This window comes from Anthropogastromicrobium aceti, assembly GCF_020687335.1.
Classification (GTDB): Bacteria; Bacillota; Clostridia; order Lachnospirales; family Lachnospiraceae; genus Anthropogastromicrobium; species Anthropogastromicrobium aceti.
On record NZ_JAJEQN010000059.1, the window covers coordinates 1 to 16,056 of the forward strand.

Annotated in this window: 13 protein-coding genes; all 13 read left to right on the forward strand. The window is 40.4% G+C overall.

What is annotated here, in order from left to right:
• Positions 1-126 precede the first annotated feature (126 nt).
• The 13 genes from LKD48_RS15200 to LKD48_RS15260 all read left to right on the forward strand — a co-directional run bounded on the left by LKD48_RS15200 (position 127) and on the right by LKD48_RS15260 (position 15,961).
• Entirely contained in the window at positions 127-1,188 is a 1,062-nt protein-coding gene (locus tag LKD48_RS15200) for an L-threonylcarbamoyladenylate synthase (RefSeq protein ID WP_118615807.1), read from the forward strand.
• Positions 1,189-1,246: 58 nt separating this feature from the next.
• Entirely contained in the window at positions 1,247-2,950 is a 1,704-nt protein-coding gene (locus tag LKD48_RS15205) for a histidine kinase N-terminal 7TM domain-containing protein (protein WP_118615805.1), read from the forward strand.
• Positions 2,898-3,887, forward strand: a complete 990-nt coding sequence (locus LKD48_RS15210) for a sensor histidine kinase (RefSeq protein WP_308732491.1) — start codon at positions 2,898-2,900, stop codon at positions 3,885-3,887. Before LKD48_RS15205 ends, LKD48_RS15210 begins: the two co-directional genes overlap by 53 nt.
• 47 nt (positions 3,888-3,934) lie before the next feature.
• Positions 3,935-4,579 (forward strand): response regulator transcription factor, encoded by a 645-nt coding sequence (locus tag LKD48_RS15215; RefSeq protein ID WP_118615799.1) that lies wholly within the window; start codon positions 3,935-3,937, stop codon positions 4,577-4,579.
• A gap of 105 nt (positions 4,580-4,684) precedes the next feature.
• Positions 4,685-6,127, forward strand: a complete 1,443-nt coding sequence (locus tag LKD48_RS15220) for a hypothetical protein (protein ID WP_308732492.1) — start codon at positions 4,685-4,687, stop codon at positions 6,125-6,127.
• A 949-nt stretch (positions 6,128-7,076) separates the two neighbouring features.
• Positions 7,077-9,155, forward strand: a complete 2,079-nt coding sequence (locus LKD48_RS15225; protein ID WP_066563588.1) for an amylo-alpha-1,6-glucosidase — start codon at positions 7,077-7,079, stop codon at positions 9,153-9,155.
• Positions 9,152-9,805 (forward strand): endonuclease III domain-containing protein, encoded by a 654-nt coding sequence (locus LKD48_RS15230; protein WP_227100824.1) that lies wholly within the window; start codon positions 9,152-9,154, stop codon positions 9,803-9,805. The genes LKD48_RS15225 and LKD48_RS15230 overlap by 4 nt, the downstream gene beginning before the upstream one ends.
• Positions 9,806-9,901: 96 nt before the next feature.
• Positions 9,902-11,851: an alpha-L-arabinofuranosidase family protein gene (locus LKD48_RS15235; RefSeq protein WP_308732493.1), complete on the forward strand. Its 1,950-nt coding sequence runs from the start codon at positions 9,902-9,904 to the stop codon at positions 11,849-11,851.
• A gap of 118 nt (positions 11,852-11,969) precedes the next feature.
• Positions 11,970-12,794, forward strand: coding sequence for a rhamnulose-1-phosphate aldolase (gene rhaD, locus LKD48_RS15240; protein ID WP_066563598.1), 825 nt, complete (start codon positions 11,970-11,972; stop codon positions 12,792-12,794).
• Positions 12,795-12,815: 21 nt separating this feature from the next.
• Positions 12,816-13,964 carry a lactaldehyde reductase gene (fucO, locus tag LKD48_RS15245; RefSeq protein ID WP_308732494.1) on the forward strand — a complete coding sequence of 383 codons (1,149 nt, stop codon included), beginning with the start codon at positions 12,816-12,818 and terminating at the stop codon, positions 13,962-13,964.
• Positions 13,965-14,064: 100 nt separating this feature from the next.
• On the forward strand, positions 14,065-14,799 hold the full coding sequence (locus LKD48_RS15250) for a GTP pyrophosphokinase (protein ID WP_308732495.1): 735 nt from the start codon (positions 14,065-14,067) through the stop codon (positions 14,797-14,799).
• Positions 14,796-15,395 (forward strand): chromate transporter, encoded by a 600-nt coding sequence (locus LKD48_RS15255; protein ID WP_308732496.1) that lies wholly within the window; start codon positions 14,796-14,798, stop codon positions 15,393-15,395. The genes LKD48_RS15250 and LKD48_RS15255 overlap by 4 nt, the downstream gene beginning before the upstream one ends.
• Positions 15,392-15,961 carry a chromate transporter gene (locus LKD48_RS15260; protein ID WP_308732497.1) on the forward strand — a complete coding sequence of 190 codons (570 nt, stop codon included), beginning with the start codon at positions 15,392-15,394 and terminating at the stop codon, positions 15,959-15,961. Before LKD48_RS15255 ends, LKD48_RS15260 begins: the two co-directional genes overlap by 4 nt.
• The last annotated feature ends 95 nt before the right edge of the window (positions 15,962-16,056 follow it).

Sequence of the window (16,056 nt, forward strand, 5' to 3'; positions counted from 1 at the left end):
TGTTTTTAGAATTGCGAAAGTTGCATAGCAACGGAGCAATTCGTGGATATCAGTTGGGGGCAAAATACCTTTTGACCACAACATCATAATATTAATCCGAAAATACAATAAAAGGACCATAACAAAATGGAGACAAAAATTATTCATATAACAAAAGAAAATATAGAAGCAACCGCAAAAGAAGCCGCAGATGTGTGGGCACAGGGCGGTCTTGTTGCATTTCCAACTGAGACTGTGTATGGTCTTGGCGGAAATGGATTAAATAAGGAGGCGTCAAAGAAAATCTATGCTGCAAAAGGACGTCCATCTGACAATCCATTGATTTTGCATATCGCTGATATGGAACAGTTCTATCCGCTCATAAAGACAGATAACGCAAAGATTATTGCACGAGCAGAAGCACTTGCCGATGTATTTTGGCCAGGACCACTGACCATGATTTTGCCAAAGGCTGACAATATTCCGTACGAGACAACAGGCGGTCTTGATACTGTTGCGATTCGTATGCCGTCCCACTTGGTGGCTAGGGCATTATTGCAGGAATGTAAGATGCCAATTGCAGCGCCTAGTGCAAATCTTTCAGGACGTCCAAGTCCGACAAGCGCAAGCCATGTAATTGAAGATATGAATGGACGAATCGAAATGATCATTGATGGCGGTGATGTTGGAATTGGTGTGGAATCGACAATTATTGATCTGACTGGAGAAGTGCCGATGTTGCTTCGCCCTGGCTTTGTAACACCAGAGATGCTGCAGCAGGTATTAGGCACAGTAGAGACAGATGCTGCAGTTTATCGTCAGGTAGGAAAGGATGTGCATCCTAAAGCTCCAGGCATGAAGTATCGCCATTATGCGCCAAAGGCATCTATGGTTTTAGTGGAAGGCGCGCAGGATAAGGTGATTACTTATATCAATGAGGAGGCAAAAAAGAAGAGAGAGCAGGGGCTTCGTATTGGAATTATGGCAACAGATGAGTCCAAAGAGTTGTATAAGGCAGATGTAGTTATTTCAGTTGGAAGCCGGATTTCAATGGATAGTGTTGCGCATAATCTGTTTAGGGCACTTAGAGATTTTGATGAAGAAAATGTAGATTTTATCTACTCAGAGAGCTTTGATACAAGTGGCTGCGGCTTTGCTGTTATGAATCGTTTGCTTAAAGCGGCAGGTCATCAGGTTGTGAAGCTGTGATGAAAAAATGTGTTTAAACGGCAGATGATATATACAAGTACAGTGAAAGGGCAGAACATTGGGGAGAGAACGAATACGAAAAGTGGCACTTGTGACCATATGGATTCTGGCAGTAGCAGCAGCTGTGATTTTTCGCCATGTGGCGCGCCTGACCACAAATTTAAAATTATCTGTGTGGCTAAGTGATGGACGCACAGCAATTTATTTTATTACATATATTGTCTGGGGCATCTTGCTGCGCCGTCATGTTGTCGTGCGCACAGTAAAAAGATGGCTAAGTGCGATAGTCTTCCTTATGCTTTTCTGGATGATTGTGCGCACAGTAAAATTTAGGCTGCCAAATACATCTGTATGGGGAAGATATTTGTGGTACAGCTATTATCTTCCAATGATTTTTATTCCTCTTTTTTGTTTGTACACATCGCTTCACATTAGAAAATCAGAGGATTACAGACTGCCGTTATGGAGCGTTTTTGCAGCAGGGATTAGTACTGCACTTTTTGTACTTGTAATGACAAATGATGTTCATCAGGCTGTTTTTTCATTTGGAGAGGAAACTTTCTGGTCAGATGATCAGTATCATTATTCGTGGGGATATTATATAGTAATGATATGGGTAGCTGTATGTATGTGCATGACATTATTATTTATGATGCGAGGTGCAAAGGTACCACACAGCAAAAAGAGAAAGCTTCTGCCGTTTGTGCCAATTATTCTGATTGGAATTTATGCTATATCGTATATTGCCAAAATACAAGTTTTAAGATTAATAGCAGGAGATATGACATCAGTAATCTGTCAGCTTGTGATGATTTCCATTACGTGTTGTATGTGGAGTGGTCTCATTCCTGTTAATACAGGCTATGAACAATTTTTTAATGGCAGCACGCTAAATGCACAGATCAGACGAAATGATGCGAGTATACTGGCAAGTAGTCATAATAGCTCGTTATTATCTGAGCAGATGGTTAGGCAGGCAATGCAGACAGGATGCTGTACAGAAAAAAATGTCCGCGTCAAGGCAGGTGCAATAAAGGGAGGTTTTGTAGTCTGGCAGGAGGATATATCTCTACTTAATACATTGCTAGAGTCACTTCAAAAAAGCGAGAAAGAGCTTGAAGTCAGCAATGCATTGTTAAAGGCAGAAAATGAAATAGAAGAAAAGCAGGCCAAAATTGCAGCTCAGACGCAGCTTTATGACAGGATAGAAGCTGATATGAAAAAAACAATTCAGCAAATTGCATCTGAGCTTTCAGAAAAAAAAGAGAATACAGCGAGAGAACAGCTTTTTAAGATCAGCGTAATTGGAACTTATATGAAGCGCCGCTGCAATCTTTTGTTTTTGGGGCAAAAAAATGATCAGATTTTACTGGATGAACTTTTATTTTGCATTAGAGAGTCAGTTGACAATATGAAATGGGCTGGAGTTGACGGTGATGTTTTTTGCACAAAAGAGGGCAAGGTACCATTTTTATTAGTACTGCAGATGTATGATTGCTTTGAACAGATTATAGAGTTGTTTTTAAAGACAATGGAAACTATTTTTGTTAGAATAAGCACAGACAATGGAAATCTTGCACTTAGAATGATGATTGCGCAAGGATTAGAAAAAAAGAATGGACAGCCAGTAATGATCGAGCAGGTACATGCAGTGTTTGATGAAAATACCATATATAAGGTTATTATGGAAGAGGATGAGTGGATAATTCATGTGGAGAAATATGTTTCAAAATCGCAGAGCAGCGATCAAGGAAGGCGGTGATAATCTTCCAATGGGGCTATGCTTTGCGGCTCAATCAGGCAATGTGTTATTTTTAAATCGAATGATGGAATCGTTAAGCTATAGGCTTATAGGAGAGTCGCTGCAAAATGCAACATATTTTTGGGACAGAATTGCAGACGGAAACTTGCAAAATGGAATTGTGTGCGAAAAACGGCCAGAGCTTACAAAAGAAAATCAATACTTGATCCGCTTTGCAAATGGAGAGTGCAGAACATTTACAAGGTCAATACTAGAGTTGGACGGCGAAGAAATCGTGGAAATTACATCAGCAGATACGACGGATCTGTATGGACTTTTGTGTGAACAGGAACGAAAAAATAAGTCATTATTTCAGATTAGAAAACGCCTTCAGGAATATCAAAAGCAGATTGTGAAGGCAGCAAGAGATGAGGAATTGCTTCAGGCAAAGATGCGCTTTCATGATGAGCTTGGAAGAACACTTATGCAGACAAGACGAGCACTTTTGGATGATAAAGGTGAGGATGCTGTTTTGGAAGCATTAGATTCCTGGAAAAAAACAATTACGATTTTCGATTTAGGAGAGCGGCGTACAAAGACAAAAGATCCGCTTACGTATCTGATTCAGACAGCAAATGCAGTAGGTGTGAAACTTGTGTTTTTAGGAGATTTTCCAAAAGAGCAGGAAATTCGGGAACTCGCAGTGAAAATTGCAGTAGAGGCACTTACAAATGCAGTTCGTCACGCAGATGCACGGAAGCTTCGAATCGAAAGTAAAAAAGAAAATGGATGGCAAATATTAAGTTTTCAAAATGATGGAAATAAGCCGAAGGGACCAATAGAACCAGTCGGTGGACTGGCAGGTTTGATCAGGCAGATTGAGGCAGCTGGAGGAGTGGTCACAATTGAATGGACGCCAAGGTTTAGCCTTACTGTTAAACTTATCTGTACCTGCTAGTAAAGTTACAGATAAGTTTGAGCGCAAAAGCGCAGAAAGGCAGGCATATGGTAAATACAAAAAGAAAAAGATATCGCACAATGATTGTAGAGGATGATCCAATGGCAGCGCGCCATCTGGAAATGGTGTTAGATAAGATGGAGAAAATCTTTATATCATATGTGATTGAAAATGCGCTGATGGCAGAGGCATATTGCTGCCGTGAACATATTGATCTGATTTTAATGGATGTCTGCACGGCAATGAATGCTAGTGGACTAGAGGCTGCTGTTAAAATTAAAAAAAATTTTCCGGCTGTGAAAATTCTTATCTTGACATCGCAGCTTGATCCGGAACTTTTACGAAGAGCGCGTGAGGCAAAAATCGAGGGATTCTGCTACAAACTTTCTGATGACAGTGAGATTACTGCGGCAATTTGCGCAGTTATTAACGGAGAAAATGTTTATCCGGATGAAATACCAGTTGTTAAGATTGGGAATGCATGGAGCACAGAGATTGACTGGCAGCATATGAATGTTTTGAGAGAGTTATCAGCAGGAAAAATGGATGAAGAGATTGCAAAGACGCTTCATCTTTCAGTATACACTGTAAAAAAATATATATCACATTTAAAGGATATGACAGGTTATCGAAATCGCACAGAGCTGGCAGTTGCGGCAAGCCGTCTGGGATTAGTAACACCAGGATATTAAAAAGTACACAAAAGAGTATTCTTTTTCTCATAGGAATTGTATATACTAAAAGAACAAAGATATAGCAAAAGTGAGACAACAATTAAGTTCAGAAAGGAGAGGCCTATGAGAAAAAAAGTGTACGCAGCGTGGATTTTAGCTATTATTATGGTCATGTCTGGTGTTTTATGTACACAGGCAGAGACAGTGTCTACGGGAAAGGCACATGGAAGCAAAGTAAATACGACGGGGGAGACCACTCCGACAGAAGCAGAAAAGCAGTTTGAGGAAGCAGAGCAGATTCATGTGACAGTTAGATACAGTTCGGACTGGGAATATAGTGAGTACTCATATAGTTCAGATTATGGATCTTATGTGGAGTTAAGTATTCCGGATGATGGAATTTACGTGCGAATTAATGCAAGCATCAATACCCCGCTTGACTATGCATCTGAGCTATATGATTTTGGAATCAATGCTTATGATGTGATTGTAGAGGATTCCTGCGAAACTGTTTCAATCGGAGGAATGGAATTTGTTCAGGGAGAAAATGATTATTACAAAGCATTTTTTGGATACGATCAAGAATCTGCTATGTATGCAAAAATTATGGTATATGGAGATCCTGAGGATCCTCGTGTAACAGAACTGATAGATAATGTTACATTCCATAAAAAGGAATACACTAAAACAAAAACACCATGGTATTGGGATGGAGAGGTTTATGTTCCAAAAGATACAGAACCAGTTCAAGTAGGAAATTTCACAGTTGAAGCAGAATATCTTCCAATTGATACTGTATATCCTACCTTCAATAATGGATATTCAAAAGTAGCAAAATCAGGCGGCTGGTATTATGTACTTACAGATGGAGACGTTAGCGAGTACAGTGATGAAGATGGAGGACTCGCATATGAAGGAGATGTCTATTTTGATTTTGATGTTGAAAATATCTTTGGAGACGAAGATGGAAATCTGTATGCACTTGGAAATGGCGGACCGCTTGTTCGATGGGGTACAGAAGAGAATGAAGTGCTGCTTAATTACTGCGTAATGGTGTCACTGCATCCATCAGGAAAGAAAGCAGTTGGATGGAGCTACAGCAACAGTATCACAGAATACGACTTTGAAACAGGAACTAATAAAGAACGTGTAATTGATCCAGTTGAGGGTATCAATTCAGTCAGTGTAACAAAGGACTATCAGGCAGTATGTGGATATAAGGAATCAGAGACATTGCTTAATATCTATGATAATAATTGGAATGAAGTGATGACAATTAGTTCAACAGATACAGAAAGCGGTATGTTAGAAGGTGTATCTGCATTTGAGCAGACACAAAATGGCTGGGTTATATTTGACAGTTGGATGGAAAATGTAATCTTTGTTGGTTTTGATGGTGCGATCCTCAAAGAGGTTTCTTATGAAGAATTATTTGGAACTTTAAATTGGCCATATGTAAATGGAACCTGCATGGATGAAGAGGGAAATGTGATTGTTGCGATTACAGATCAACGCGAAGATAATTCATGCTATGAAACAATTATTTTCAAGCTGAAGGGCTTCTGATAAGCAGCCAGATAAGCAGCCAGAGGAGGGAGAAATCCCTCCTCTTTTTTAACGTAGATAAGCAAGTAGCGAAGCGGATTGCGAATAGCTACCTTGTTAAAAATGTTAGAAAATTCTGATAATTAAGAAATGAAAAATGAACAGTGAAAATAAATGAAAAATATTTTAAAAAAGTACTTGACAAATAGAAAGAGACAGGATATAATGAAGTCACAAACAAAGAAAAACAACTCAAGTAAGATATTAGAAATAAATCTTACAAGAAATCTAAAAAAGGAGGTACAGTCCAATGGGATAGTAATCAAAATCTAAAAAAGCTGAAAAGCAAAAATGATCGAAAAGAGGTACGGACCAATGGGACGGTAAGTGGTATTAGAAGAGATCAGAAAGAAAGCTGAAAAGCAAAACGATTGGAAAGAGGTACAGTCCGATGGCATAGAAAGTAAATGTACAAAGTACAAAAGCAGAAAGTACATAGAAGAACAAAAATGTATGAAGTGGAGTACAGTCCAATGGCGTAGTGAAAGGCTAATAGGCAGAGAATAAAAAAGAAAAACAAATAAGAATTATCAGACGAAGTCAGATAAATGTTTTTCAAGTCTCATAAAGGTTTGTAGTGAAGAATTAAGAATAAAGATAGATGAATGAAATGAAGTTAGTTTAATAGGAGAACGGTAGAAGACCGATAACATAAAAGTAACAAGCTAACGAAGGCAAAAGAAGATAAAGAAGAGGAACGGAAAACAAATAAAACTAAATAATTGAAAGAGGCAAAATCCGATGGATGAAATAGTTTGACAGCGGGCATCAAAAAAGAAGAAAAGATGCCCGCTTTTTAGTGCGCAAAAATATAATTTTTTCTTCAGTCTGTGTCCATTGTCATGATAAATAATTTATGGTATACTTTTGTCGAAGCAATTCGAGAAAATATAAAGAAGGATGTAAAATTATGGACTTTTATTTGGGAAGATCAGATTGGAAAACACTGCAGCGTGGAGAAGAACATAGTTTTCTTTTGGTCAATGGTCTTGGCGGCTACTGCAGCCAGACAGTGATTGGTTCAAATGCGCGTCATGACCACAATTTGCTCACGGCAGCGCTTGTGGCACCAACAAAGCGTTTTGCCATGGTGCGCCGAATAGAAGAGATTCTTCATGTGGGCAGCAATGCTTATCGTCTGGATTCACAGGCGTATGTTACATCATCAGATGATGCAGCGGGTTTTCGTTTTCTGGACAGCTTTTTTTATGACGGACTGCCTTCTTGGGAATATATGGCAGAGGGTGTGCGTGTCACAAAACGTTTGACACTTGTATATGGAACAAACAGTCTGGCAATACAGTATCAGCTTTATGCAGATGAGGGCGTGGATGCATGGATTGAGGTTATTCCAGTGTATGGTTTTCATTCAAAAAATGATCGTCCACTTACATACGAGACGATTAGCTGCCGAAAAAAAGCAGATCGCCTTTTTATGTCAACAAAAGAGGCAAGTTTGTATCTTGATACAGATGGTGATATCGAGTCGATGGAAGAAGAACAAGTACAGTGGTATCGTTTTGATCAGGATGGACCTGACGGACGAGATGGCTGGGGCGGCGGACGAAAGATTCATAAAATCAAGTCAGCGCATACAACAGAAGAAGATATTGATAAGCGTGTGTTAAATGGCAGTGTTATGCTTAATTTGATTTATGGCATGGATGAAAACTGGATGAATATACAGCGCGAAAGAGAAGAAAAAACACAGAATGATCTTTCAGCAGTATTTTCTCATTTATGGAATCAGGAGCATGAGCGCCAGAAAGCAGTTATGGAGCAAAGTGGAAGAGTAAGTGAAACGGCTCGTCAGTTAGCTGTAAGTGCACAGGCACATTTGACAAGACGTGATTCCACAGACGGCATGAGTATTATGGCAGGTTTTCCATTTTTTGGTGACTGGGGCCGTGATACGATGATTGCTTTTTATGGATGTACGCTTGCAATTGGCCAGATGGAGGCAGCAAAGAGTATTTTACAAACATTTATGCGTTATTGCCGCAGGGGAATCATGCCAAATCTCTTTCCAGAGGGTAAGGATGAGGTGATGTATAATACAGTAGATGCATCATTGCTATTTATAAATGCTCTTTGGGAATATCTGCAGCATGTGACAGAGAAAGAGTGTGATCCTAGCTTTGAAGCAGAAGCAATTAAAACAGCAGAGTCGATCATCAGCTGGTATAAAAAAGGAACAGATTATAACATTCATATGGAAGAGGATGGACTTCTTGCGGCTGGAAATGGTCTGTGGCAGCTGACGTGGATGGATGTGCGGTTTGGTGATATTTTGCCAACACCACGCCATGGAAAGCCAGTTGAGATCAATGCATACTGGTATAATGCTGTTTGTATAGTGAGAGAGCTTTTAAAAAAGCAGGGTGAAGAAGAAAAGGCAGCGCGCCTAGATGTGCTTTCAGAAAAAATCAAAAAGAGCTTTTTAAAGAAATTTACAAAGCCAGACGGTACACTTTATGATGTACTGCCTGAAAATGGAGAGCCAGATGATGCGTCAAAGCAGGTTCGCTGCAATGAAATTTTTGCATTGACAATGCCATTTACTATGATTGAAGCAAAACAGGCAAAAGCAATTCTTGCACAGGTAAGAAGAGAGCTTTACACACCAGTGGGATTAAGAAGTCTTTCTCTGTATGATCCGCAGTTTCATCCACATTATGGCGGTACTCAGTTTGAGCGTGATATGGCATATCATCAGGGAACTGTGTGGGCATATCCGCTTGGTGCATATTATCGTGCATGCATTCGCTTTTCTGATGAGCCAAAGCAGACAGCAAAGGAGGTTTTGCATCAGCTAGACCAGCTAAATGCAGCACTTGCAGAAGGATGTCTGGGACAAATTGCTGAGATTTATGATGGTGAATGTCCTGCTGAATCAAGAGGCTGCTTTGCGCAGGCATGGAGCGTGGCAGAGCTTCTTCGTGCTTATGAGGATGCGGAAACTGCTGTGGTTTTTGGGAGGAACATATGACAAAAAAAGAACTTGCGCTTGAGACAGTTGCACGTTTAAAAAAAGAATATCCTGATGCAGGATGTACGCTTGAGTATGAGGATGCATGGAAGCTTTTAATCAGCGTGCGTCTTGCAGCACAGTGTACAGACGCCAGAGTAAATCAGGTTGTTCCAGGGCTTTATGAAAAATTTCCAACAATCAGTGCTCTGGCAGACGCAGATGAATCAGATATTGAAGAGATTGTGCGTCCATGTGGACTTGGAAAAAGTAAGGCAAGAGACATAAAGGCTTGCATGACAATGCTTCGCGATGAGTATGACTGCAAGGTACCAGATGATTTTAATAAGCTGTTGAAGCTTCCGGGTGTTGGCAGAAAAAGTGCAAATCTGATTATGGGAGATGTATTTGGAAAGCCGGCAATTGTAACTGATACACATTGCATTCGACTTTCGAATCGCATTGGTCTGGTAGATGGTATAAAGGAGCCAAAGAAGGTTGAGATGGCATTATGGAAGCTGATTCCTCCAGAAGAAGGCAGTGACTTTTGTCATCGACTTGTTATTCACGGAAGAGAGATCTGTACGGCAAGAACATCGCCATATTGTCATCGCTGCTGCTTAAATGACATATGCGAAAAAAATGGTGTCGAAAAAGAAAACAGCAAATAAAGGCAAAGAAAACAGCTAAGTTTTTGCAAAAACAAAACGAAGCATAAAACAAAAAATTAGAAAATATCAACAGAAAGGAAAAGGAGATACGAAATCATGAAATTAACAGTATCACAGAAAAAAACAACACCAATTTCAAAGGATCTGATCGGAGTATTTTTTGAGGATATTAATTATGGTGCAGATGGCGGCATTTATGCAGAGCTTATTGAAAACCGTAACTTTGAATTTGTAGATTGCTATGGTGATAAGGGTGATTATTATACAATTTTTGACGGGGGATATGGCTGGAAGGCATACCCGGCAGAGGACAGCGCTCGCTTGCAGGTCGTTTGTGGAAGTCCCGTTTCTGATGAAAATCCTCATTATCTTCGCTTTACAGCAAATGAGGCAGGTGCTGGCTTTTCCAATCAGGCATATAGCGGAATTACCTTAAAGAAAGGTGCTGCATATAACGTTTCCTTTTATGCAAGAGCAGTCAGCTTTTTAGGAGAGATCACTGCAAAGGTTGTAAAGGATGGCGTAACATATGCAGAGGGCAGTGTGCATATGGCAGAGGAAGATAAGATGCACTACTGGCACAAGTATACACTTACTGTAACTGCATCAGATGACGTAAATGGTGCGCTGTTTGTATTGGCACTTGCAGAAAAAGGAACAGCTGAGTTTGACTTTGTTTCCATGATTCCGGCAGATGCAGTTGCAGGTGTATTTAGAAAGGATGCCTTTGAGATTTTACAGGCATTAAAGCCGGCATTTATGCGTTTCCCAGGAGGCTGTATTGTAGAAGGAAATACAATGTCCAACCGTTATCGTTTCAAGGATACATTAAAGCGCATTGAAGACAGAAAGTGCAATTGGAACCGCTGGGCTGTACATAACAACCGCAAGGAAAACGATTTCCACAGTGAATTTTCTCACTACAACCAGACACTTGGAATTGGTTATTATGAATTTTTCTTGTTGTGTGATCTGATTGGTGCAAAGCCGCTTCCTGTTATGAATGTAGGAATGGCATGTCAGTATCAGTCTTATGAGTACATGGAAATTGGAAGTGCAGAGTTTGAACAGATGGTTCAGGATACGCTTGATTTAATTGAGTTTGCAAATGGCGACGAGTCAAGTGAGTGGGGAAAGGTTAGAGCACAGCTTGGTCATAAGGCACCGTTTGGACTTGAATATCTTGGAATTGGAAATGAGCAGTGGCAGATGGATAATACAGATTTCTTTGCACGCTATAAGATTTTCGAACAGCGTATCCATGCAAAGTATCCAGAGATAAAGCTTATTGGTTCAGCAGGACCGGATGTTACCTCAAATCATTACACCGATGCATGGGAGTTCTACCGCAAGGAAAAGAAGAACAATCCAAACTTTGTTTATGCAATTGATGAGCATTATTATATGCCACCGCAGTGGTTCTTAGATCACAATGATTTTTACGATAATTATCCGAGAGATATAAAGGTATTTGCCGGTGAGTACGCAGCTCATGATCCGGAAATTAATATTGCCCATGTCAGCAAGAATAACTGGAAGGCTGGTATCAGTGAAGCAGCATTTTTGACAGGAATTGAGAGAAATGCCGATGTAGTAGCACTTTCCTCATATGCACCGCTGTTTGCAAGAGTAAATTATACGCAGTGGGCACCAGATCTGATTTGGATGGATGAAAATACTAGTTGGGGAACACCAAGCTATTATGTACAGAAACTGTTTTCAAAATTCCGTGCAGAGAGCACACTTGATCTGGGAGATCAGATTGAAAAGCTTCGTGCACAGGGAATTTATTGCAGCGCAGGCGAAACTGAAGATAAAACTACAATAGTTAAGCTTGTAAATACAACAGACAATGAAGTAAGCATTGACCTTGAGAATGAGGAAGGAAAGGCACTGACACCAGTTAAAGAGACTGTTATGTGCGCAGCACTTACTGATTACAACTGTGCTAAAAAACCGATGTGTGTTGCACCGAAGGAAACTGTTGAATGCAGCAGCGAGATCAAAATGGCACCGCAGAGCTTTATTATAGTCGAAATTAAATAATATTTGTCAAAAAAAGACTTTCTTTTTCGTGAAAAATAGGCTATACTGTAGGCAAGTGCGCAGAGTGAAATTTGCGTTTGACAAATTGATTATTGACAGCAGACAGGAGAATACAATCATGAGATTTTTAGATGCAGAATTTGTTCAGGGATTCATTCGTATGGCAAACGATGGCTGGGAGCAGGGCTGGCATGAGAGAAACGGCGGAAACCTTTCTTATCGTGTAAAGCCGGAAGAGGTAGAGTCCGTTAAGGAAAACTTTGAGGCAAAGGAGTGGAAGCCAATCGGTACTAGCGTTCCGAATCTGGCAGGAGAATATTTTCTTGTAACAGGAAGCGGCAAGTATTTCCGCAATGTTATCATTAAACCAGAAGATTCCATCTGCATGATTGAGGTAGATGATAAGGGTGAAAATTACCGTATCGTATGGGGACTTGTAAATGGCGGAAGACCAACAAGTGAGCTGCCGTCTCATCTGATGAACCATGAGGTAAAGAAGCTTGCTACAAATGGTAAGTATCGTGTTATTTATCATGCACATACCACTAATGTAATTGCGCTGACCTTTGTTCTTCCATTAGAGGATAAGGTATTTACAAGAGAGCTTTGGGAGATGGCTACCGAGTGCCCAGTTGTATTCCCAGATGGTGTAGGTGTTGTTCCGTGGATGGTTCCAGGCGGAAGAGACATTGCAGTTGCTACAAGTGAGCTGATGAAGAAGTACGATGTTGCAATCTGGGCTCATCATGGTATGTTTGCAGCAGGTGAGGACTTTGATTTGACATTTGGTCTGATGCATACTGTAGAGAAGTCAGCAGAGATTCTTGTAAAGATGCTGTCCATGCAGCCAAACAAGCGTCAGACAATCACACCGCAGAATTTCCGCGACTTAGCGGTTGATTTTAAGGTAACTCTTCCAGAAGAGTTCCTTTATGAAAAATAAATTTAAAGGAGAAAGAAACAAATGGCTAACAGATTTGTGTTAAATGAGACATCTTATCATGGCGCAGGAGCAATTAAGGATATTGCTACCGAGGCAAAGGGAAGAGGATTTAAGAAAGCATTCGTATGCTCTGACCCGGATTTAATTAAATTTGGTGTTACAAAGAAGGTAATTGATGTACTTGAGGGAGCTGGTCTTGATTATGAGATCTACTCCAATATTAAGCCAAACCCAACAATCGAGAATGTACAGACTGGTGTTGAAGCATTCAAGAAGTCTGGTGCTGATTACCTGATCGCAATCGGTGGTGGTTCTTCTATGGATACCGCAAAGGGTATCGGTATTGTAATTGCAAACCCAGAGTTTGAGGATATCAGAAGCCTTGAGGGTGTTGCACCGACAAAGAATAAGTCTGTTCCGATTTTTGCAGTTCCGACTACTGCAGGTACTGCAGCAGAGGTAACAATCAACTACGTTATCACCGATGTTGAGAAGAATCGTAAGATGGTATGTGTAGACCCTAAGGATATTCCGGTTGTTGCATTTGTAGACCCAGAGATGATGTCTAGTATGCCAAAGGGACTGACAGCTGCAACTGGTATGGATGCACTTACTCATGCAATTGAGGGTTACATCACTGCAGGTGCTTGGGAGCTGTCTGATATGTTCCACTTAAAGGCAATCGAGATTATTTCCAGAAGCCTTCGCAATGCAGTAGCAAACACACCAGAGGGAAGAGCAGACATGGCTCTTGGACAGTATGTTGCAGGTATGGGATTCTCTAATGTAGGTCTTGGAATTGTACACTCTATGGCACATCCTTTAGGAGCTCTGTATGATACACCGCACGGTGTTGCAAACGCAATTATCCTTCCGACAGTTATGGAGTACAATGCACCGGCTACTGGCGAGAAGTATCGTGAAATTGCAAGAGCAATGGGTGTTCAGGGTGTTGATAACATGACTCAGGAAGAGTATCGTAAGGCTGCAATCGATGCAGTTCGCAAGCTGTCTGAGGATGTTGGTATTCCAGCTGACTTAAAGGCTATCGTTAAGGAAGAGGATATCCCGTTCTTAGCTCAGTCCGCATACGATGATGCGTGCAGACCAGGTAACCCGAGAGAGACAAGCGTAGAGGAAATTGCAGAGCTGTACAAGTCTCTGATTTAAGAAAAATAAGTAGAAAGCTGTCGGCAGTTGCTGGCAGCTTTCTTTAAGAAGGGTAATAAAAAGAGTAACCGCGCATTTAATGCGCAGAAATGGGGTTTCTATGGATATAAGAGAACTCAGAACTGAACATATCGAATTTTCAGGAGAGATCATGGATCGTGTACTTAGAAGTGCGATTTTAAATTCGAATGTAATCGATGTGATTCAGGACAACAAACGGCCATTTGATGAGCTTATGTCGAAATATCGCTGTGCAATTATGGAGATTGAGACAAAGTTTAAAGTATTGAATGAACAGTATTTACTTCAGTATGATCGCAATCCAATTGAAACGATAAAGACGAGATTAAAGTCAATGGAGAGTATCAGTCGTAAGCTGGCTCAAAAAGGAAAATCCTTTAGTGCAAAGTCAATGGAGGAAAATCTTGATGATATTGCCGGTGTGAGAGTAATATGCTCATTTCAGGAAGATATATATACATTGGCAAAATGTTTGCTTGATCAGGATGACATTGAACTGCTTGAGACAAAGGATTATATTAAAAATCCAAAGCCAAGCGGATACCGCAGTCTTCATTTGATTGTACGTGTCCCAATTTTTCTTCAGAATGAAAAGTGTTTGATGAAGGTTGAGGTACAGCTGCGTACTATCGCAATGGATTTTTGGGCAAGTCTTGAACACAAGCTGCGCTACAAAAAGGAGATTCCAGAATTTGAAAAGGATTCTCTTCAAAAAGAATTGTTTGAATGTGCGCAGATGATCAATACACTAGATCAGCGTATGGAAGCGGTCAAAAACCGTTTGGCAGCAGGCGGACAATGGGAGAAGTCATGAGCGAAAAGTTGGAAAAAAATCTGGAGCAGACAGCATCAAAAAAGATGCGTCTGCTCAAACTGTTTTGGTCTACTCTATATCTGAGTGCCTTTACATTTGGCGGTGGTTATGTCATCGTGTCATTAATGAAAAAGAAATTTGTGGATGAACTTGGATGGATTGACGAGGAAGAGATGCTCGATCTTGTTGCAATTGCGCAGTCCACACCTGGCGCGATTGCTGTAAATGGTGCAATTGTAGTCGGTTATAAGCTGGAAGGTATTATTGGAGTTATAGCGGCGATTGCAGGAACAATTATTCCGCCATTTGTAATCATCTCTGTTATTTCATTTTTCTATGAGTTGTTTGCTTCAAATGTGTATGTGCAGCAGGTGCTGACAGGAATGCAGGCAGGCGTTGGTGCAGTAATTGCATGTGTTGTATTTGATATGGGAAGCGGAATTGTCCGCTCAAAAAGTATATTATCTATGTGCATTATGATTGCAGCATTTATAGCAGGTTATGTATGTAATGTCAATGTAGTATTGATTATTTTAGCCTGCGGTGCTTTAGGTGCAGTTCTTACACTAGCACAGAGAAAGAAGGTGCAGAAATGATTTACTTACAGTTATTTTTAAGTTTTCTTCAGATCGGTGCCTTTTCTTTTGGAGGCGGATATGCTGCGATGCCACTTATTCAAAGTCAGGTGGTTGACAGTCACAAATGGCTTAGCATGGCAGAATTTACTAATTTAATAACGATTTCACAGATGACACCTGGTCCGATTGCAGTAAACAGTGCAACATTTGTAGGATTAAAGGTTGCGGGTATTGGCGGAGCGGCTATTGCAACAGCTGGATGTATCCTTCCTTCATGTATTTTAGTTACGCTTCTTGCAAAGCTTTATCTTCGTTACAGAAAAATGGATCTGTTACAGGGAATACTAGGAATGCTTCGCCCGGCAGTTGTTGCACTTATAGCTTCAGCAGGTGTTTCTATTCTAGTTACAGCTTTTTGGCCAGAAGGTATGATTTTGATTCAGAAGACACAGATTGATATGGTAATTATCTTTATTGTTGCTGTGTATCTGATTCAGTTTCGCAAGATGAACCCAGTGCTTGTCATGGTTTTAAGCGGCGTGGCAAAACTTGGTATTTATCTTGTAGGAAGCTTCCTTTTGTGATAATGTATTCATTGGAAATTTGTAACTATTCAGAGCCATGCAAAATTGCTTTCTGTGAATGCTTGCATTCAGACAGAATAGCAATTTTATATGGC

Coding starts and splice junctions, on each gene's coding strand:
- LKD48_RS15200 (WP_118615807.1), top strand. CDS start 127: ATGGAGACAAAAATTATTCATATAACAAAAGAAAATATAGAAGCAACC.
- LKD48_RS15210 (WP_308732491.1), top strand. CDS start 2,898: ATGTGGAGAAATATGTTTCAAAATCGCAGAGCAGCGATCAAGGAAGGC.
- LKD48_RS15215 (WP_118615799.1), top strand. CDS start 3,935: ATGGTAAATACAAAAAGAAAAAGATATCGCACAATGATTGTAGAGGAT.
- LKD48_RS15220 (WP_308732492.1), top strand. CDS start 4,685: ATGAGAAAAAAAGTGTACGCAGCGTGGATTTTAGCTATTATTATGGTC.
- LKD48_RS15225 (WP_066563588.1), top strand. CDS start 7,077: ATGGACTTTTATTTGGGAAGATCAGATTGGAAAACACTGCAGCGTGGA.
- LKD48_RS15230 (WP_227100824.1), top strand. CDS start 9,152: ATGACAAAAAAAGAACTTGCGCTTGAGACAGTTGCACGTTTAAAAAAA.
- LKD48_RS15235 (WP_308732493.1), top strand. CDS start 9,902: ATGAAATTAACAGTATCACAGAAAAAAACAACACCAATTTCAAAGGAT.
- rhaD (WP_066563598.1), top strand. CDS start 11,970: ATGAGATTTTTAGATGCAGAATTTGTTCAGGGATTCATTCGTATGGCA.
- fucO (WP_308732494.1), top strand. CDS start 12,816: ATGGCTAACAGATTTGTGTTAAATGAGACATCTTATCATGGCGCAGGA.
- LKD48_RS15250 (WP_308732495.1), top strand. CDS start 14,065: ATGGATATAAGAGAACTCAGAACTGAACATATCGAATTTTCAGGAGAG.
- LKD48_RS15255 (WP_308732496.1), top strand. CDS start 14,796: ATGAGCGAAAAGTTGGAAAAAAATCTGGAGCAGACAGCATCAAAAAAG.
- LKD48_RS15260 (WP_308732497.1), top strand. CDS start 15,392: ATGATTTACTTACAGTTATTTTTAAGTTTTCTTCAGATCGGTGCCTTT.